The 18,672-nt window shown below is 56.1% G+C and carries 18 protein-coding genes; 13 read left to right on the top strand and 5 right to left on the bottom strand.

Going from position 1 to position 18,672, the window contains the following annotated elements:
* Nucleotides 1-3: 3 nt before the first annotated feature.
* The 4 genes from sdhD to KORLAC_RS05955 all read left to right on the top strand — a co-directional run bounded on the left by sdhD (nucleotide 4) and on the right by KORLAC_RS05955 (nucleotide 3,488).
* Complete coding sequence (gene sdhD / locus KORLAC_RS05970) at nucleotides 4-387, top strand: succinate dehydrogenase, hydrophobic membrane anchor protein (RefSeq protein WP_068304373.1); 384 nt, start codon at nucleotides 4-6, stop codon at nucleotides 385-387.
* 3 nt (nucleotides 388-390) lie between these two features.
* Nucleotides 391-2,178, top strand: a complete 1,788-nt coding sequence (gene sdhA, locus KORLAC_RS05965) for a succinate dehydrogenase flavoprotein subunit (RefSeq protein WP_068304371.1) — start codon at nucleotides 391-393, stop codon at nucleotides 2,176-2,178.
* A 17-nt stretch (nucleotides 2,179-2,195) separates the two neighbouring features.
* Entirely contained in the window at nucleotides 2,196-2,972 is a 777-nt protein-coding gene (locus KORLAC_RS05960) for a succinate dehydrogenase iron-sulfur subunit (protein ID WP_068304369.1), read from the top strand.
* A 90-nt stretch (nucleotides 2,973-3,062) separates the two neighbouring features.
* Nucleotides 3,063-3,488, top strand: coding sequence for a GFA family protein (locus KORLAC_RS05955; RefSeq protein WP_068304366.1), 426 nt, complete (start codon nucleotides 3,063-3,065; stop codon nucleotides 3,486-3,488).
* A 37-nt stretch (nucleotides 3,489-3,525) separates the two neighbouring features.
* Here the strand turns inward: KORLAC_RS05955 and KORLAC_RS05950 are convergent, their stop codons facing one another.
* Nucleotides 3,526-4,578, bottom strand: coding sequence for a nucleoside phosphorylase-I family protein (locus KORLAC_RS05950; RefSeq protein WP_068304364.1), 1,053 nt, complete (start codon nucleotides 4,576-4,578; stop codon nucleotides 3,526-3,528).
* 120 nt (nucleotides 4,579-4,698) lie between these two features.
* On the opposite strand from KORLAC_RS05950, the gene KORLAC_RS05945 reads away from it, so the two are divergent.
* From KORLAC_RS05945 to KORLAC_RS05925, 5 genes are all read left to right on the top strand, one after another.
* Nucleotides 4,699-6,180, top strand: a complete 1,482-nt coding sequence (locus KORLAC_RS05945; RefSeq protein ID WP_139167555.1) for a hypothetical protein — start codon at nucleotides 4,699-4,701, stop codon at nucleotides 6,178-6,180.
* A gap of 171 nt (nucleotides 6,181-6,351) precedes the next feature.
* Nucleotides 6,352-6,951, top strand: coding sequence for a hypothetical protein (locus KORLAC_RS05940; protein WP_139167557.1), 600 nt, complete (start codon nucleotides 6,352-6,354; stop codon nucleotides 6,949-6,951).
* Nucleotides 6,952-7,137: 186 nt separating this feature from the next.
* Nucleotides 7,138-7,788 (top strand): substrate-binding periplasmic protein, encoded by a 651-nt coding sequence (locus KORLAC_RS05935; protein ID WP_160328604.1) that lies wholly within the window; start codon nucleotides 7,138-7,140, stop codon nucleotides 7,786-7,788.
* Nucleotides 7,785-8,507: a substrate-binding periplasmic protein gene (locus tag KORLAC_RS05930; RefSeq protein ID WP_068304356.1), complete on the top strand. Its 723-nt coding sequence runs from the start codon at nucleotides 7,785-7,787 to the stop codon at nucleotides 8,505-8,507. Before KORLAC_RS05935 ends, KORLAC_RS05930 begins: the two co-directional genes overlap by 4 nt.
* An 85-nt stretch (nucleotides 8,508-8,592) precedes the next feature.
* Nucleotides 8,593-9,927: a substrate-binding periplasmic protein gene (locus KORLAC_RS05925; protein WP_068304354.1), complete on the top strand. Its 1,335-nt coding sequence runs from the start codon at nucleotides 8,593-8,595 to the stop codon at nucleotides 9,925-9,927.
* On the opposite strand, the gene KORLAC_RS05920 is transcribed toward KORLAC_RS05925, so the two are convergent.
* Nucleotides 9,901-10,698: a tyrosine-protein phosphatase gene (locus tag KORLAC_RS05920; RefSeq protein ID WP_074519391.1), complete on the bottom strand. Its 798-nt coding sequence runs from the start codon at nucleotides 10,696-10,698 to the stop codon at nucleotides 9,901-9,903. The genes KORLAC_RS05925 and KORLAC_RS05920 overlap by 27 nt on opposite strands.
* 241 nt (nucleotides 10,699-10,939) lie before the next feature.
* On the opposite strand from KORLAC_RS05920, the gene zapE reads away from it, so the two are divergent.
* The gene (zapE, locus tag KORLAC_RS05915) at nucleotides 10,940-12,136 is read left to right on the top strand and encodes a cell division protein ZapE (RefSeq protein ID WP_068304350.1); all 1,197 of its coding nucleotides are present in this window, start codon (nucleotides 10,940-10,942) and stop codon (nucleotides 12,134-12,136) included.
* A gap of 26 nt (nucleotides 12,137-12,162) precedes the next feature.
* Complete coding sequence (locus KORLAC_RS05910; RefSeq protein WP_068304347.1) at nucleotides 12,163-13,050, top strand: hypothetical protein; 888 nt, start codon at nucleotides 12,163-12,165, stop codon at nucleotides 13,048-13,050.
* Here KORLAC_RS05910 and KORLAC_RS05905 read toward each other — a convergent pair.
* Entirely contained in the window at nucleotides 13,044-13,613 is a 570-nt protein-coding gene (locus KORLAC_RS05905; RefSeq protein ID WP_068304345.1) for an antibiotic biosynthesis monooxygenase, read from the bottom strand. The genes KORLAC_RS05910 and KORLAC_RS05905 overlap by 7 nt on opposite strands.
* Before the next feature lie 195 nt (nucleotides 13,614-13,808).
* Here KORLAC_RS05905 and KORLAC_RS05900 point away from each other — a divergent pair, with 195 nt between their 5' ends.
* Nucleotides 13,809-14,180, top strand: coding sequence for a response regulator (locus KORLAC_RS05900; protein ID WP_068304343.1), 372 nt, complete (start codon nucleotides 13,809-13,811; stop codon nucleotides 14,178-14,180).
* A gap of 7 nt (nucleotides 14,181-14,187) precedes the next feature.
* Here the strand turns inward: KORLAC_RS05900 and KORLAC_RS05895 are convergent, their stop codons facing one another.
* A complete protein-coding gene (locus KORLAC_RS05895; RefSeq protein ID WP_068304341.1) occupies nucleotides 14,188-15,972 on the bottom strand; it encodes a hypothetical protein in 1,785 nt (594 codons plus the stop codon).
* A 270-nt stretch (nucleotides 15,973-16,242) separates the two neighbouring features.
* Between KORLAC_RS05895 and KORLAC_RS05890 the strand changes: the two genes are divergently transcribed.
* On the top strand, nucleotides 16,243-17,763 hold the full coding sequence (locus KORLAC_RS05890; protein ID WP_068304339.1) for a PAS domain-containing sensor histidine kinase: 1,521 nt from the start codon (nucleotides 16,243-16,245) through the stop codon (nucleotides 17,761-17,763).
* Here the strand turns inward: KORLAC_RS05890 and KORLAC_RS05885 are convergent.
* The gene (locus tag KORLAC_RS05885) at nucleotides 17,760-18,473 is read right to left on the bottom strand and encodes a 2OG-Fe(II) oxygenase (protein WP_068304328.1); all 714 of its coding nucleotides are present in this window, start codon (nucleotides 18,471-18,473) and stop codon (nucleotides 17,760-17,762) included. The two genes, KORLAC_RS05890 and KORLAC_RS05885, sit on opposite strands and share 4 nt — an antisense overlap.
* Between the last annotated feature and the right edge of the window lie 199 nt (nucleotides 18,474-18,672).

Genomic DNA, 18,672 nt, shown 5'->3' with positions numbered 1-18,672 from the left:
GTCATGGCTGATATGAAAACACCACTTGCCAAAGTACACGGCCTGGGCTCTGCCAAGGACGGTACGCACCACTGGATGGTGCAGCGCATGACCGCGCTGGCCAACATTCCGCTGGTGATCTTCATGGTTGTCTCTTTCGTCGGTAACGCCGGCAAGGGACACGCTGAATGGGTGGCCTGGCTGAAACAGCCGCTGGTCTCCGTTCTGGTGATCCTGTTCCTGGCAAACTTCGTATACCACATGCGCCTCGGGCTGCAGGTGGTTGTCGAGGATTATGTCCACGACAAGGGCACCAAGATTGCGACCATGGTCCTAATCACTTTCGCCTGTGTGCTCATTGCGGCGCTCAGCATCTTCTCCGTTCTTCGTATAGCGTTTGGGGGATAAATCATGACGGGCGCATATCCCATTATAACACATACCTATGATGCCGTTGTTGTTGGCGCCGGGGGCTCTGGTCTTCGCGCAACCATGGGCCTCGCGGAAGCGGGCCTCAAGACAGCCTGTATCACCAAGGTATTCCCGACCCGTTCGCACACCGTTGCGGCGCAGGGCGGTATCGCCGCATCCCTTGGCAACATGGGGCCGGACAGCTGGCAGTGGCACATGTATGACACCGTCAAGGGCTCCGACTGGCTCGGTGACCAGGACGCGATTGAATATATGGTGCGTGAAGCACCGGCTGCCGTCTATGAGCTGGAGCACTTTGGTGTGCCGTTCAGCCGGACGGAAGAAGGCAAGATCTACCAGCGCGCGTTCGGCGGCATGACCACCGAATTCGGCGAAGGCCCGCCAGCACAGCGCACCTGCGCCGCCGCTGACCGGACCGGCCATGCCATGCTGCACGGCCTTTACCAGCAGTCGCTGAAGTATGACAGCGACTTCTATATCGAATATTTCGCCATCGACCTGATCATGGAAAAGGGTGAGTGTCGCGGCGTGATCGCGATGAATATGGAAGACGGCTCCATCCACGCGTTCCGGTCCCAATCTGTGGTGCTGGCAACGGGCGGTTACGGCCGGGCCTACTTCTCCTGCACATCCGCCCATACCTGCACCGGTGACGGCGGCGGTATGGCGCTTCGGGCAGGCATCGGCCTGCAGGACCTTGAGTTCGTTCAGTTCCACCCAACCGGCATTTACGGCGCGGGCGTTCTGATTACTGAAGGCGCACGCGGCGAAGGTGGTATCCTGATCAATAGTGAAGGCGAGCGTTTCATGGAACGCTATGCGCCATCCGCGAAGGACCTGGCGTCCCGCGACGTGGTATCGCGCTCCATCTCGAACGAGATCCGTGAAGGCCGCGGCGTTGGCCCGGAAGGCGACCATATGTTCCTGCACCTGGATCACCTTGATCCGGCAATCCTGGCGGAACGTCTGCCCGGTATTTCCGAATCCGCGAAGGTATTCGCGGGCGTGGACGTGACCAAGGAACCAATTCCGATCATTCCAACCGTGCACTACAACATGGGTGGTATTCCGACCAACTATCATGGTGAAGTGATCAACCCGACGAAGAAAGACCCTGACGCCGTTGTGCCTGGTCTGTTCGCGGTGGGTGAGGCTGCATGCGTATCCGTTCACGGTGCGAACCGCCTTGGGTCCAACTCGCTTATTGACCTTGTGGTATTTGGCCGCGCGACTGCGCACCGGATTGCTGAAACCAGCAAGGCGGGTGCCACTCAGGCGCCGCTGCCGAAGGGCTATGAAGAGATGGCCATCGGCCGTCTTGACGCTGCCCGTCACGCCAACGGTTCAACATCTACGGCGGATATGCGCCTGAAGATGCAGAAGACCATGCAGAACAACTGTGCGGTATTCCGGACAGAGGAAGTCCTGGCCGAAGGCGTGAAACTGATCGACGATGTCGCGTCGGGCTTCGACGACCTGAAGACCAACGACCGTTCGCTCGTGTGGAACAGTGACCTCATCGAGACGCTCGAGCTTCAGAACCTGATCGGCCAGGCAGTCCTGACCATGCACGGTGCTGCAGCGCGGAAAGAAAGCCGCGGTGCCCACATGCATGAGGACTATCCGGACCGGGACGACAATAACTGGATGAAACACACCGTGGGTTGGTTTGACGGCAAGAAGGTCACGCTGGGCGAGCGCCCTGTACATGAGTACACGCTGACCAAGGAAGTCGAGTATATCAAACCAAAAGCTCGGGTTTATTAAGGGAAGGGAGACGACAAATGGCTGAATTTTCACTTCCCAAAAACTCCCGCGTTGGCAAGGGTAAAACCGTCAAGGCGGATGGGGCATCCAACACCCGGGCATTCCACGTGTACCGCTGGAACCCGGATGACGGTGAAAACCCGCGCATGGACACATTCGAAGTGGACATGGACAACTGCGGCCCGATGGTCCTCGACGCTCTGATCAAGATCAAGAACGAGATGGACAGCACGGTCACGTTCCGCCGGTCCTGCCGTGAAGGCGTTTGTGGCTCCTGCGCCATGAACATCAACGGCAAGAATGGCTTGGCGTGTACGACCGCGATTGACGATGCCAAGGGCGACGTGGCCATCACGCCGCTGCCGCACCAGGAAGTGGTGAAGGATCTGGTTCCAGACCTTTCCAATTTCTATGCGCAATATGCCTCGATCAAGCCGTGGATGCAGACACAGTCGACGACGCCAGAGAAAGAGCGCCTGCAGTCTCATGAAGACCGCGCCAAGCTCGATGGCCTCTATGAATGTATCCTGTGTGCCTGTTGCTCCACCTCCTGCCCAAGCTATTGGTGGAACGGCGACAAGTATTTGGGCCCAGCGATCCTTTTGCAGGCCTACCGCTGGCTGATCGACAGCCGTGATGAAGCCACCGGCGACCGCCTCGATCACCTCGAGGACCCGTTCCGGCTTTATCGCTGTCATACTATCATGAACTGTGCAAACGCGTGTCCGAAGGGCTTGAACCCTGCGAAAGCGATTGCAGAGATCAAGAAGATGATGGTCGAGCGCAAAGGCTAGAAATCGCGAAACCGATATATCTAAAGGCCGGGTTTTCCCCGGCCTTTTTTATTGTATGCTGGCAGCACCGATTTTGATGGGGGGAACAAGATGACAGATTCAGTTGATATTTCAGGCCAATGCCTGTGCGGTGCAGTGAGCTTCAAGGCACAAACGGCTTCAAAACACTTCGGTGTATGCCACTGCGGCATGTGTCGCCGGTGGGGCAGTGGTCCCTTCATGGAAATCGAGTGCGGGACCAGCGTCTGTTTTGAAGGAGAGGAGCATATCAAGGTCTATAGCTCTTCCGAATGGGGAGAGCGTGGGTTTTGCCGCGAATGCGGCTCCAACCTTTTCTACCGCATCAAGGAAAACGGCAGCACCGGGGTCTCCGCTGGACTGGTTGATGACATGACCGGCTTCACCATGATCGCCCAGGTCTGCATTGACGACAAACCAGACTTTTACAGTTTTAGTGAGAAGACCCGCGAACTGACATGCCAGCAGATGTTCGATCTGTTTGCTCCGAAACCCTAGCGGTGCAACCGGGGCAATGCCCCGGTTTACTATTGGTTCAGATCACGGCCCAGGCCACCAGTGCGCCGTTATAGCTGGTGTATAGCCCATACGTGCGATAGATCACGCCGCCCCAGTCGCCCTGCACACTCACTGGCAGGTCTGCGTTCTGAACGGGGTCAGACACGTTCCTCACGAACCCGAACTTGATGCTTTTCTCATGGCACACCTTGCCAAGCACAGCGTCGTCCATCTCCACCACGGCCTTGTCGGCAAACGGCGAGTTTTTGGCGTCTGTCGCCACGACAAATGTGGCGGTGGTCACAAGCGGCTGCTTGTTGGGTGTCATGTCATACACCTTCACCGTATCGTCACCGAAGCACAGGCCATTGGCGTCCAGTGTGCTCAGGTCGTATTTGCCGTCCTCAAAAGCACTGGCCAGGCTTTCGAGGTCGCTCTTTGTGGTCGGGATGGGGAACAGGCTTTGCGTGAAGTCGGCCTTCGCGAGGAAGCTGTCGTCCGCTGTCCAGTCACAGTAATAGGTGGCCCATTTGGAGGGGTCGGTTGGATAGTCGGTGTCATAAAGCTGGCCGCTCGAGACCACACGCACTGTGCCTTCATGGTCATGAAGCTCGGCGCCGCCAGCCGTGCCGATGGACAGCAGCAGCGACGCGCCTGTAGCTTCCAGCAGTTGGCTGGTCATCTGCTCCAGATAGCTCTGGCCCGGCCAGTCCAGGTGGGTGTTTGATTTGAATAGCAGCACTTTCTTGCCGCGCACTTCCACCAAGCGGTATTCGCCCCAGGAATCCCAATATTGGGGCCATTTGCCTGATGGCATGTCCCAGTCATACCGGTACCAACCGTCCCACTTGCTGGTATTGCGGGCGCTGTAGGGCATGGGAGTGCTGCTTTCCACAAACACCTGCTCTAGGGCGGCCCATTCGGCTTCCGCCCATGTCAGGATCACCACATCGGCCGCCGGCAGCGTGCCTGCCTCGCATGAGAGTTGTTTGGGGGCTTCGCCACCAAATTTTGACCAGGGCACAGCTGGCAGGTCAGGCAGGGATAACGTGGGCTCGGAACCGGTCTTGGCGTGACGGGTGGTGGCCATGGTCTGTCTCCTCAAAATGACATTTACAACCATATGATGGCGTTTTTCGAGATAAATCAATACCAGGAATTGTGTTTATCATTTATATAGGTTGTATTGGACAACTTTGGAAAGGGGAGCATGATGCGATATTTCAGGAAAGGCTTGGGGCTGGGCATAGGCGCGCTGGCGCTGTTGGCGCCAACTGGTGGTACCACCATTGCGGACGATCACAGCAAGGTCGCGGAACGGTATGAGGGATTGAATATTCCAAGCAAGCTGGGGCAACAGTTTCCGGATTTCGGGCGCATGCTCGCCCCCGGTGAATATGACGGCCGGGTATTCCGCCTGAGCCAGGATTATCCGCGCAAAGAGCCGAATATGAAGAAGGACAAGGCGGTCCAGAAAATCCTGAAAATCGATTTCAAGGAAGACTGGTACTCATACGCCATGGCCGTGCGGGACTATGTATTCGAAGGCAATGCCCATGCGGATGACATTGAGAACAGCTTCAACCTTGAAGATAACAAGGTGCGCAACTGGTATCATATCCCCTGGCAGCATTATGGTGTGAACGGCCGCGAAGGTTTTCATGGCCTGACAAAAGAGGGACCGATCCTCAAGCAGATGCTGGCGCCCGAGCAGGTAACCCCCAGCTTTGCCTATGCCGTTGGTTTCTATAATGAGCCAGGCGGTTACACTATCGGGCAGGTGTGGCCAACACCCGCCTATCCTGACCTCTCTTACATGAAGGCCGGCAAGGGGTTTCCGGTTGGCACAATTGTGGGCAAGGTGCTGTTCACCACGCTGGACGCCGATGAAGTGCCGTATCTGGTCGATCCCATCAGTTGGAAAGGCTACATCTATAATACGGACATTCCAGGCAGCACGGGCAAGCAGTGCGGCGAAAACCTGCCGGAATGCCAGTCGGTCACCACGGTCAATCTGATCCAGATGGATATCATGGTGCGTGACCCCCGCGCGGACGATACCGGTGGCTGGGTGTTTGGTACCTTCATCTATAATGGCACGCTTGGGAACGACAACAAGTGGGACAATATGATCCCTGTTGGCCTCATGTGGGGCAATGACCCAGAGTATCGCGAAAGCTCCAACAACCCGACACCCACCAAAACCATCATCAACCCGGTGCTGAAGGAAACGGTGATCAACCAGCGCATGGTCGACGGCAAGCCGGAACTTCCTGCAAGCCACCTTGGTTGGGGCGGGCGCCTGAACGGGCCGGTGGACAACCCGAATTCAAGCTGTATGTCGTGTCATTCCACATCGCAGTATCCAACGATCTCGGCGATTATGCCGTTTCTGAATGAACCGCCGGTGTCTGTGCCGCCGGTGGGCACAGAAGCGCCGGATGACTGGATGATGTGGTTCCGCAACGTGAAATGCACCACGCCGTTCAACGCGGGCGAGGCTATTTCGCTGGATTATAGCCTGCAGCTGTCGCAGGGCATCAACAACTATATGCAATCGCTGGTGACCCGCGAAGATGGCTTGTTCTCCTACGAATATTGGTACAACAGCACCAATGACGGCAACCAGCCGGGGCAGGACGATACCCCGAACGAGAAGAAGGTGTACCCAGTGCTGCGCGGCGCCAAATAACAGTTGCGCGCAGACACCCAAATAACCGGGAACGGGCCTCACCTTGTGGGGCCCGTTTTTCATGAGAAGGCGGAATTGAGCCACTTTCATCTATATTGGCACGCTCGCACCTGCTATCCTAACTGTTCTGCTAAGCAGAAATGTGGGGACTTCAGCTGGCTAGAGAGTCATATGCTAATCAGAATTGGATCCAAGATCGGGGCCGCGCGTATGGCGGCCAGGTTCGGTGCGACACATGCCGTGCGCATTGGGCCGACCGCCATGGGCGCCTTGAAGTTCTGGCGCCTTCCTGCTGAAAACATCCTGCTCTTGGATATCGAAAGCAACAAACGGGTGAACCCGAAGCACATCTCGACGCTGCTTGATTTTGTCTATTCGCTGCCGGCGGACGCCCGGCTTTTCATCCACTGTGCGTCCGGCATGACACGGTCTGCCGCTGCCGCGATTATCACAGCCTGTGCGCTCGAGCCCGACAAAAGCCCGGCGCAGCATTTGGCTGCCATGCTTGAGGCAAGTCCGCGTATTGTGCCGCAGCGCCGTATGCTGGAAATTGCCGATGATCTTCTGGGCCTGGATGGGGCGCTCAAGAAGGCAGGTGATGACGACTGGAACAGCCGTCTTGAAAACCTTGAGCCGTTTGAGGTTAGGCCTACAGTTAAGGTGGCTGGTCGGCGCATACAGCGGCCCTCCCGGCTGGTCGGCAGATTGAAGCGATTGCTGCATCTGGCAACCAACGCGTCCGTGCCCCGCCAGGATGTCTGCGACCGCTGAATGGGCGTGTCGGGGCCCGAGAGGTAGCCAGGATAGGTTGCGCGGTGACGGTTTTCGATCAAGTCGATAAAATCTTCACTTTTGGGCAAGGACTTGTGGTGCACTATGGGTCCAAGAGGAAAAGGTAATCAGGGGCATTCGTTGAAAGGCGCCATTGCAATCACTGCTGGGATAATGCTGGTCACGATGACTTGCGCTGCATTTTGTGACGACGAGCCGGTGCGCGCAGGACGTACCAATACAAGCGGGCTGGCACCTGTGTGGGAAGCCATTGTGGCAGAGGCAGGCATCGATGTTGTTTATGTTAATCTGCCACCCAAGCGTAAGCGCCGGTCTTTTGTAGAAGGGTATCTGACACTGGATTGCTGCCACCCCAAAATTTATCGCGACACCCCCGAAGAACAGATGACTCACCTGTTCTCCGACCCCATCTACTATGCCAGGGCGCACTATGTGTTCCGCAAGGGCGAAGTGGTGCCAATTGAAAAAGGGGAAGACCTGCGCCCCTTCAGGGTGGCTGGTATCCGGGGCTTTGACTATCGCTGGCAGGACTATTTCGGTGTTCGTCTGGATGGCCGCGACCATACGGATGTCCTCAACCTGGTGGTAAAGAACCGTGCCGATATTGGCATCATCACAGGCCTTCAGTTTCGTATAGAACAAGCCACCAATCCGCAGCCACTTGAGCTTGGCGGCGTCAGCGCCGAGGGGGCGCTGCTTGCAAGTGTGCATGTCTCCCGGCCCGACTTGCTGCCGCGCCTGAATGCTGCCATCGCTGCCATGAAAGCAGACGGCCGGTTGAATATGCTGTTGCTTCTAAAGGAGCGCGGCGAATGAATTTCCGGCGCATGCTTCACAGCGCCGTTTGGTGCGCGCTGGTCCTTTGGGGTGACCTATATGGGGCAGCGCCGGTCCAGGCAGAAGGTGAACCGATCCGTGCCAGTCGCTTGGAAGCCAGCGTGTTCCGTGATGTATGGCACGCTATCTTGGAGGAATCCGCGATCCCGGTGGAGCTGGTTGAAATTCCGGGTCATGAAGACCGGCGCCGCCGTTTCGTAACCGGGGAACTGGTGCTTGACTGTTGCTCGATCAAGCAGTGGCGCGATAGCGAAGAAGAAATCGCTGTTCAGCTGTGGAGCCGGCCGGTGTTTTATACAGTAGATCACCTGGTGCTGCATGACGGCCGTAAATATGATTTGCCTGACCCCACAGATCTGAGAGCCTTCAAGGTCGCGGTTGTGCACGGCTTCAGTTATCAGGGCGACGATTTGTTCGGGCGCACGGTGGTATTGGCGACGATTGAACAGGTGATGGACGCTGTGGCAAGCGGCGAGGCGGACCTGACGATTGTCAACAGCCAGGAGTTCAGGCGATTACAGAAGCTCAAGCGCCGTCCACTCCAGTTGGGGCCGGAGCATAATGAATTGGTGCTGCGGGCGCGGGTGCATCAAAGCCGCCCGGACCTGTTGGCGCAAATCAACGAGGCGATCAAACGCCTGCAGTCATCCGGACGGATCGCGACGCTGACCGGCGCGCGGTTGCGGTCTGGAAACTAGGGGCGAAGGAGATGCGGTGGTGATCAGTTCTGCATGTGCTCAAGGAGCCAGGAGGTGTTTGACAACAAGGATATGGCGCTTTTTTTTGGCCTTTTGCCTGGTCAGCGCCGTGGGCCTGCCATCTTTCGCCAATGAGGAAGTGAAGGCTGGCCAAAGCGACTCGATCGAATTCGACAGGGTCTGGTCTGCCATCCTGACCGAAGCCGGGCTCGAGGCGGAAATCATCAGTGCGCCCCATGAGCGCAAGCGTGAGATGTTTATCAAGGGCGACATCGTTCTGGATTGCTGCGCGATTCCCGAGTGGCGGCAGCGGCCGGAGGAACAGGCAACACAGCTGTTTTCGGATGTCTTTTTCCAGTCTGCCGAACATTATGTGTTTCGGCGCGGTCACGCGGTCGACCCTGTTGAAAACGCGGCCAAGCTGCGGTTCGTCAAGGTGAAGGGCTTTGTCTATGACCTGAAGGCCCAGTTCGGGACGGTGATTGAGGTTCACGATATCGAGGAGGTGCTGGACCATGTCGCCTCAGGCGAGGCGGACATTGCCATCGTCAACAGGCAGGACTATGAGCGCCGCCTGCGGTTGAAGCCAAGACCCCTTGAGCTTGGCCCAGTGCATACGGTCGCAGACCTTCGCGTGCGGGTTCACAAGTCGCGTGCGGACCTTCTGCCTGCCCTTAATGAAGCAATTGCGACGCTCAGGACCAAGGGGCGCATTGCGGATATCCTGAAGGAGACTGACGCGGAAAAGGCCGGTCGGGGCGAATATGTCGGCGTTTTAATGGTGGGCCGCAGCGATACCATGGGTACGCAGCGCATGTGGCGCGAAATTCTGGCTGAAACCGGGGTCAAAGCGGTGTTTGTGAACGCGCCCCAGGCCCGTAAACGCCGCATGTTTGCAAGTGGGCGCATCTTGCTGGATTGCTGTGCCGCGCCGATCTGGCGCACGCGGGACGAGGAGGTCGCCGTCCAAAGCTGGAGTGATGTATTCTACACCTCGCGTGAGATCTGGGTATTCCGAAAAGGCGAGACCTTCCCGGTTGCAACAGCAGAGGACCGCGAAAAACTCAGGGTCGCTGCTGTTCAGGGATTCGATTTTCACGATCAGGAAAGCTTTGGTATTCGGGTGCCAGGCCAGGATATCGACGATACGTTACGTCTGTTGGCTGCAGGGCGCGCGGATGCGGCGATCCTAGGTGCATTGGATTATGACGTGCGGATTGGCGCCAATTCCACCCTATTTGAACAAGGGCCAGTGCGGGTCGAGGTCGGATTGAGTGTGAGGGCGCACAAGAACGTTGTGCATTTGCTGCCTCAGATCAACGCCGCAATCGCGCGCCTGAGAGAAAGTGGTCGCATCAAGGAGATTATCCGGGAAGTGGCGGCCGAAAGCGGCTCACCCTTCAAGAAACAGGTCCCTTAGCCGGGCTTGACGCGCAGGTGTCAGGCCAAGCGTGTCTTCAAGATAGGCATCCACCGACCCGGTAGCCCGCTCAATGCTGGCATAGGCGGCATCCAGGAAAGCGGGCTCAACACCCACAAGCGGATGAACGTCATCGGGTACGATCGCACGCCCCGCCTTTTCAGACAGGCGCTCGGCAATCATGGCGCTGGTGGCCGGGAGGTCTACGGCATCGTTTGTCATCAAAAAGTCTGCTGTAATATCAGGCTCCGACGCGCCAAGGGCCCGCATCAGTAGGGCACCCGCGATGCCCGTGCGGTCCTTGCCAGCGGTGCAGTGAAACAGCACCTTATCCTCAGGCTTGCCTTCAAGAATAATATCGAAAAACCGCTTCAGGCCGTCCGCGTTGGCGACCGGGATGGTCTCGAACGCCAGGATAAACTGATCCCGCAGTTCCTTCGCCGGGAACGGGCTGGTGGACAGGCGCTCATAGAGGTCCTGCACCCAGGCGGCTGCATTGCCGCCAATGGGGGTGGCGTGATAGGCCGGTGCCCAGCCATCTGGCCAACCCACTGGGTGGCGCTTTTTCTCCACGTCAGAGCGGAAATCGATCACGGTGGTGATGCCATATGCGGGGGCCGCGGTCTCTGGGGTTCCGGTGAACTCGGCCCAGTGGCCAGACCGATACAGTTTGTCCCAGCGCATGGTGCGCCCGTCGGCCACTTTGTAGCCGCCCATGTCGCGGAAGTTTTTCACGCCGGGCATGGGGATGATACGGGGCGGAGTGGGCATTAATCGGTCCTAACAGCTGCGGTGTCGAAACGGGTTGTTCAGCTGCGGCGCCCTTTTTGGGCTGCGCGCCTGTACCCTGTTGAATAAGGCGAAGTCGGCCAAGGTCAAGCGAAAGCCCTGTTTGGGTAGCCTCACGAGCAAAGCCATAAAAGTGGCAAGCGGCTGGATTGGTATTTTGGCTTGAGGAATTTCCCTGCCATGCTAGGGAGAAAGGAACACCATCCATGGGCTGGAGACTTTTGTGGCCACAACCGAGACCCCGCTTGAAGCTTACCGCCGCCTGGAAAGCGAGGGCGAAGTACGCGCAGACGATGATCAACTGCGGGTGCTGAAGCATTTCGACCGGCTTTACCAGGACCTGCTGGATTACCCGGAAGTGGCGACGAAATCACGCAGCCTGTCGATCAAAAGCTGGCGGCTCTCCACCCTGTTCAAGTGGGGCAATAATGAGAAGGGCGTGCCGAAGGGGCTGTATGTCTATGGCGGCGTGGGGCGCGGCAAGTCCATGCTGATGGACCTTTTCTATGAACTGGCGCCGGTGAAAGCCAAAAAGCGCGTGCACTTCCACGAGTTCATGCTGGATATTCATGCGCGGCTCAAGGAATGGCGCGGTATGTCAGCCAAGGAACGCGCCGCACGCGGTGGCCGAGTGGTGGGCGATGACCCAATTCCCCCGGTGGCCCGCCAGATCGCCATGGAAGCAACGCTGCTGTGTTTTGATGAAATGCAGGTGACAGACATTGCCGATGCCATGGTGCTGGGGCGGCTTTATAAGGAGCTACTGGAGCGCGGTGTGGTGATTGTGGCCACATCCAACCGGGTGCCCGACGACCTCTACAAAGGCGGGCTCAACAGGCAGCTGTTCCTGCCGTTTATCGAGATGATCAAAAGCCAGTTCGAGGTGGTGCCGCTGGATGGCCCCACCGACTATCGCTATGACCGCCTTAAAGGTGTGGATACTTATTACACACCCATTGATGAGGTATCGACAGCCAAGCTGTCAGAAGCCTTCTTTCGCCTGACCGACCGCGATGTTGAGAACCGCGACAAGGTGCCATCTGACGAGCTGACCGCGCAGGGTCGCAAGCTTTTCGTGCCCAAGGCCGCGCGCGGCGTGGCGGTGTTCAGCTTCAAGCGGCTGTGCGCCAACGCGCTCGGCTCAGCCGACTATCTGGCGATCGCGCGGGCCTACCATACGGTGATCATGGTGGCGATCCCGCAGATGGGGCCGGAAAACCGAAATGAAGCCAAGCGGTTTGTGACCTTCATCGACGCGCTCTATGAGCACGGCGTAAAATTCCTGTGCTCTGCTGCCGTCCCGCCCGCTGACCTTTATGAAGCGGGCGAAGGCCATTTCGAGTTCGAACGCACGGTCTCACGCCTGATGGAAATGCAGTCGGAAGACTATCTGCACCGCGGCCACGGCAAGGTGGAATGAGAGTTTTGAAAAGGATGAAAGAATAGATGGTGTATTCGGTTTCTTTCCCTTTGCTGCCGCTGATTGTGGCCGTCCTGCTGGTTTTCATCGCCCTTTATTTCAAACAAAGGTTGGGTGCTGTTGTTTTGATTGTGTTGGTTACGGGGCTTTATGCCGAACACTACAATCGCCAGATATTGCGGAAAGACACATGCCTTGAACATGCGACTTTTCAGATCAATGGCAAACCAGAGGCGTTTTCGGGTATTTATGTGCAGCTTTCGCGAAAATATACATGGGCGGAACTGGACGCTGTTTTTCGCGAGTTACCACTGAACAGGTATGGGAAGTCAGCGTCGCCGCTTACCTTTGTTGACGCCGATATAGCGAAATCGAACTTCTACGAACCGCAGCGACACCGGTTTGCCAGAGAAGTCTTTCATAGCAACAAGATATGTTGGCCACGACCTAGCAGCCCATGGCTAGATAATGAGACGTTTCTAGAAATACATGAACGTCTGAAAAGGGCTGGAACCTGTTTCAGAATTACGCCTGTGAAGGCATTGTCAGAAGTGAAACAGTCAGATTGTTGGGGGAATTCTAACTGGAACTATTGCGCAGTCACGGAAGCAACGCAGGAAAACCTCTCTATCCCCACGTTTAAAACCGAGAGGAAGAATATTGAAGTTGTTGCTTGGCCCAGCCAAATGCCGGCCGAAGTGATTACACGGTCGTTGGAAGCGAGCGATGGTAGTTGGTCCGCACAGTCAACAACGGTTCAATATGGCCAGGATTTGGACAGCTGGCTCAGCCAGTTAACGGGTTGGTTTAGTGGCTCGCGGACTGTTGCGAACAGTTGCTTTGGACGCCCACTTTTGCCGACTGTCTATCATATGCTCAAGCCCGAAAACGAGAAGATAAAAAGAGTTCAGTAATGGATTCTGGCCTGTCGCCCCTTCAGCCACGGCCTGAACAGGCGGATGAGGATGGGCATGATGATATAGACCATTGAGGGCGTGATGATCGCGAGCGATGCCAGCGTGGCCAGCAGCGGTTGGGCAGTAACGTAGGTCTGTACAAACCCCGGCACGAGATAGACCGGCGCGATCAGGCCCAGGAAGGTGACGACTGCCATCTTTTCCCGTGACGGCGGTTTGCCCCCTTCGCCCGGTGGGAACATGAATTCCAGGCTGCGGTAGCGGCTGATGCGCGGCGGGGCGGCGCAAAAAGCCTCTGCATCTTTAAGAAGCGCCTGACGTAAATCCGATTTCATCCAGGCTTCCAGATTGCCATAGCTGTCAAATCGAAAAATGCTGATGAATATGCCTTCTTCGTCTTCCGGCCGGATGACCTCCGTTCCCAGATAGCCCGCGAAGGTGCGGCACGCGGCGCGAATGTCGGCCGACCATGCCTCGAACAGTTTCTCTGAGCCCAGCTTGACATGGTGCTGGACGATGGTGGTGACAGTCCCGGTATCGGCAGTGATTGGCGTCGGCATGATCCTGTCCTCTGTCTGCAGTCCAGATGTCTGGACCCATACAGACTATAAGCCTGCCCTTTGGGGCGTCGATGAAAATCACGCCCTGAAATCAGCGGTTTGGTCGCCTTTTAATATATATTAGTTGCTGACGAGGTGATAGTTTGCCCTTATTAATTGAGTGTGCGCAAGTTGGCGACGATAAAGAGGCGTTTTATGACCCTGAATATTTGTCTGATTGAAGATGATCCAACTATTCGCAAGGCCTTGTCGAAGGTGCTTGAGCGGGAAGGTCACTTTGTCGCCGTTTGCAGCAATGGCCGCGAGGGCCTCAATATTGCGTCAAGCCGCCCGTTTGATTTGGTGATCACTGATATCATCATGCCGGAGGTGGAAGGTATCGAGGTGATCCAGAAGCTGCGCCAGCATCAACCTGACTTGCGGATCATTGCCATGTCTGGGGGCGGCCGTGTGGGCAACACAGATTTTCTGGAAATCGCCAAATCTATTGGCGCGCATGAAGTACTCTATAAGCCGGTGACCCGTACCGAGGTGATGCAGGCAATCGAACGCTGCATGGCACAGTAAGGCCGCGTTAGCTGGACATGCGCCGGCTGTATATGCTTCCAAGCTCGAACGGTAAAATTCCCCAGGGGAAATCAAGCGGTGTGCCGATTGCAGTGCCGCCGATATAGCGCACGCCTGAACCGACGGCGCTGGCCGCCAGGCTTGTGTGGTCCACCCCGCTGACGAAAGTGACCATGCCCGAGCGTTCTGCCTGAATCACCAACCTGTCCAGCTCCTGGAACTTGCTGGCTTCCGTTCCGGCAAGGTCTGGCAGGTGATAGCCGATGGCGTAAACACCGCCGGCCTTAAGGTCTGAGTGGCCCTGGAACTGGCGAGGCAGGCGCACAAGGATGGCGCGACAGAAGGGTTTCAGGTACCCAACATTTTCCAGGATGCGGGATGCCCAGGTATTGTCGGCCACGTCTGTGATTTCGATAATCAGCAGCTGGCGTTCGGCTTTACTAAGGCGTCTGAACATGTCGCCCAGCACGGAGCGTGTTTTGGGGTTCTGCAAGATGGAATGACGAATGGTGATGCCGAACGTACAGACAATGTCGGACGCAGCCGCTTCCTTGATGTCCAGAAGCGCCTTCTGGGCGGTGATGATATCCAGTCGCTCATACATATAGTTTGGGCAATTGGCCGGCAGCATTGTTCTGAGCTCTCGCGTTACACCGCCCACGGTCAGCGCGACACTGCAGCGATAGGTGTTCACCACATTCAGCTTCACATCCCATACAGGGAAATATTGAAAGCTTGCATCTTCCCCGAATTCGGACAGCAGTTCCGGATGGCTGGGGAACATCTCCACTTCGTCTGGATCAAGGTCAACGATATTGGCGTTGGCAATCATGCTTTCCTTGATGCAGGCACCATTTTTCAGCGTGGTGATTTCCGCGCTGGTGTCTTTCATGTCTTCCTGCACCTGGTGTAGCTGGCCGTTGAGTTGGGCGGACATCTGCTGCAGTGATTCAAGGAACTGCTGCGCCTGGCTTTCAGGGGACAGTTGGAACTGGCCGTTGTTGATTTTCTCGAGATATTCCTGAGAGGTGAAAAAGGCGTAGTTCAGTTGATCCTGCAGTGATTCCAGGACGGCTTCGAAACCTTTCATGTCGCCTGTTTGCCCCAATTCGCCGACAGACTGGGCGATCTTGTCCAGAAGCGCCTGGATCTGGTCCATCATGGCGGTCTCGTCAGGCGTGCCGGGTGCTTCTGTCTCAAAACCTTCTGCCTTGATGGTTTGCATGTTGTGGCGGGTCGGCGTGGCAAGCGACTCGATGGACCCCAGGAGGTTCGAGACGTTACCGCCGCTACCCGTAAGCTGCTCGGACTCAATGGCGGCGGCAGTCGATTCGAGCTCGAATCCTTCAAGAAGGGCGTCGGTCCCGAAGATGCGCTGGATAATCAGCTTGGAGATATGGGCCAGTTTTTTTGAGGCTTCCTGTTCATCCAGTTCGTCGAAGGCGATGACGTAGTTCAGGTCCTTGTAGTTGAACATTTCGTCATTTGGGCCCAGGTGGTCCTGGATGATTTTTTCCACGTTCATCTGGATCGTGGATTTCAACCGGGGCCACTTTTCGCCGACTTTTGCCTTGATCTTTGCAGTGTTGAGGACATGCAGATTCCCTGCGACCACCAGCTCACGCTGTTGGGCCAGGTTTTTGATGGCGTCCTCGAAATTCTGTTCAGGAGAGGTGTCCACCACCTTGCGTGGCTTGCGGTGATGCGCGTTACGGGTCAGAGTCTCGGTTGTCTCGAAAAAGCTGCCGAATAGCTTTTGTATCATTTCTGCTGGTTTGGCGAACTGACTCAAAGTGACCCCCTTTCAAATCTTGATGCCATAATCTCTACAATCAGGAAGTGATTTCCTGTCCGTTTTGGCTGAAACAAGAGCAGCGTCAGTTACTTGTTTCATTCGATCTGCCTGAAGTGTCTGGTAAGAACCATCTTAGTCGATAGGTTCCAGACATTTGGTTAACCATAAGATTGAATTATATTTATTTAGATATCGTTAAGGTGGCATTACTATAGTCATAAGCGTGAATTCTTGCGGCCATGCAGGCTGTTGCTGGGGAAATGCCCGATGCGTTATGACGCTACTCAAAAATACCATGAATTTCTCAAGGCGATCACGCAGCATTCTGCGGATGGCATCATGGCGTTTTCTGAAAGTGGGACAATTATTCTCGCCAATGCCGCTGTCAGCAGCATACTGGGCTACGACAATGGCGAAATGGAAGGGTTGAACATCCAGTGTATTCTGGGAAGCGACCATGTCGATGGCCCAACGCTCTGTCGGCTGTTCGACCAGTTCGAGCCGGATGGCGATCATATGCCGCCACTGACGCTTAAGGCGTGCCAGAAAGGCGGCGGTGAAATCCCGATTGAGATAGCCGTTGGGAACGCCGTCCTGACAGACGGCGAAAAGGTCTATGTCGCCAGTTGTCGGGATATCACCGAACGCCTGCAGATTGAAGGGCAGCTCAAGAGTCAGGCGGAAGTGATCCGCCAGATGAGCGACGGCATGATTGTTTCGGATAGTAACTTCCAGATCACGGAATGTAATCACGCCATTGCAAAGATGCTGGGGGTCAAATCAAGTGAGCTGCTTGGCAGGGCTGTCTATGATTTTATCCAGCTTGAAACGCCTGACCTGATCGATCGCGAGGAAATCAGGCAGATCGCGATGGCGGAAGGGCGCTGGAACGGCATTGTCGATTTCATCAATGTCAGGGGTGAAAAGATCAAGGCCGATGTGGCTGTGTTCCCAATCAATGCGGCCTTTGGCGAAGCTACGGTCTTTGCGTCTGTCATCCGGGATGTGACAGAGAGGGTTGAGGCAGAGGAGCGGATCAACCAAACCCAGAAGATCGAGGCACTTGGGCGTCTGGCGGGCGGCGTGGCCCACGATATCAATAATCTGTTGTTCCCGATTTTCCTGAATCTGGAGGCCGCTCTTGGCGATCTGCAAGGCCGGGAAGACCTGGGCGGTGTGTGTGAGGACCTGAAGGATTCGATGGAGGCCTGCCTCAAGATCAAGACCATGGTTCAGAACATCCTGATGTTTTCGCGCAAAAACTCGATGGATTTGCAGCAGATTGATGTCAGCGAAGAGACCCGGGAAGCGTGGAAACTGGCAAAGCTGATCGTGCCGAGTTCGGTGGAATGCTCTGTCGAGATAGAGCCTGAATGTGGCCTGTTCCAGGGCAATTCGGTTCAGTTCAGTCAGATCATGCTGAATTTGGTGTCGAATGCAGTCAGTGCGCTTGATAACGGTATTGGGCGCCTTGAGGTGCGTCTGAAGCCTGTGAATGGAGGCACCATTCCCGGGCCAAAATATTATAAGCTGCGCCAGGATGAGGCGGTTGAACTATCGATCCGGGATACGGGCTGCGGCATATCCGATACCCATATCGACAAGATATTCGACCCGTTCTATACCACCAAGGGGGTTGGGGAAGGTACGGGGCTTGGGCTGACGGAAGTGGCCGGGATTGTCAAATCGCTCAATGGGGCGATCGACGTCTCCACCTGTCCGGGGGAAGGTACGGAATTCAAGATCTATCTTCCCGTCACCCGGCAAAAGGCGGTGCAGGACGCCTAGCGTTTGACCCAGCCAAGGAAGCTGGTGCGGCGGTCACCGGCGAAGGGCGCCACCACCGTTACGGCGTGGGGCTTGGGTACCAGGAAGATATTCAGCGTGTTGAAGGTGGGCTTGAAGCCGCCTTCGATATTCTCGTCATCGTCGAAGAACACCAGGTTGCCGCCCCAGTCGGCCTTCCAGTCTTTGGTCATGGAAATCACATAGGCCGCGACCCGGTCGTCGCTGGCGTGGGTGTCATCATGGCGGGTCAGGAAGTTTCCGGCGACATACTGGCTGGCGAAGCTGTCGATATAGCGCACCTTGGGCTCGCGGGTTAGCGTGCGCATGAATTCGAGAACCGGTTCTGAATTGACGAAGTCATGCATGAAATGCAGGGGGTGGCCGCTTTCGCGCCCATTCTGCACAGCGTCAGAAATATAATATTGCTGGAAGAAATACTGGAACCCCTCGCGCGCACCCTTCTGGATGATCTGCCAGAATTTTTGCTGCTGCGCGGGATTGAGACCCGCGATCTCAGCCTGTGGCACTTCATAGAAGTTTTCGCCTTCATTATAGGCGGTGAACCATGTTGGGTTAGCGCGTAGTAACGTATACAACTCTTCGGCCACATCATCAGGAAAGAAGTTCGGCACCTGCAGGCGCCCTTCTTTCTGAAGGACTTCGCCCAAAGCTGCCGGGTCGTGACGCGCGTCAATTCTGACATCAACCATGGTTGTCGGTTTCCAATATTGAATTCATCCCCTCCCTCCCTTAGCGGGAGAAATTTCTGTTGGCAATATGGTGCGCTTATTCGTCACAAACAGAGACTCGGGCGGTGCGGGCGCGCAAGATTGTTAAAGATGTGTAAAAAAAGGGTAGTAGCTATGACCACAGCGCATGGCTGGTCATTGAAAAAGGACCACCAATGGG

This window comes from Kordiimonas lacus (assembly GCF_001550055.1).
Lineage (GTDB): Bacteria > Pseudomonadota > Alphaproteobacteria > Sphingomonadales > Kordiimonadaceae > Kordiimonas > Kordiimonas lacus.
The sequence above is the reverse complement of the archived record's forward strand: the minus strand, read 5'-3'. Positions and strand labels throughout refer to the sequence as shown.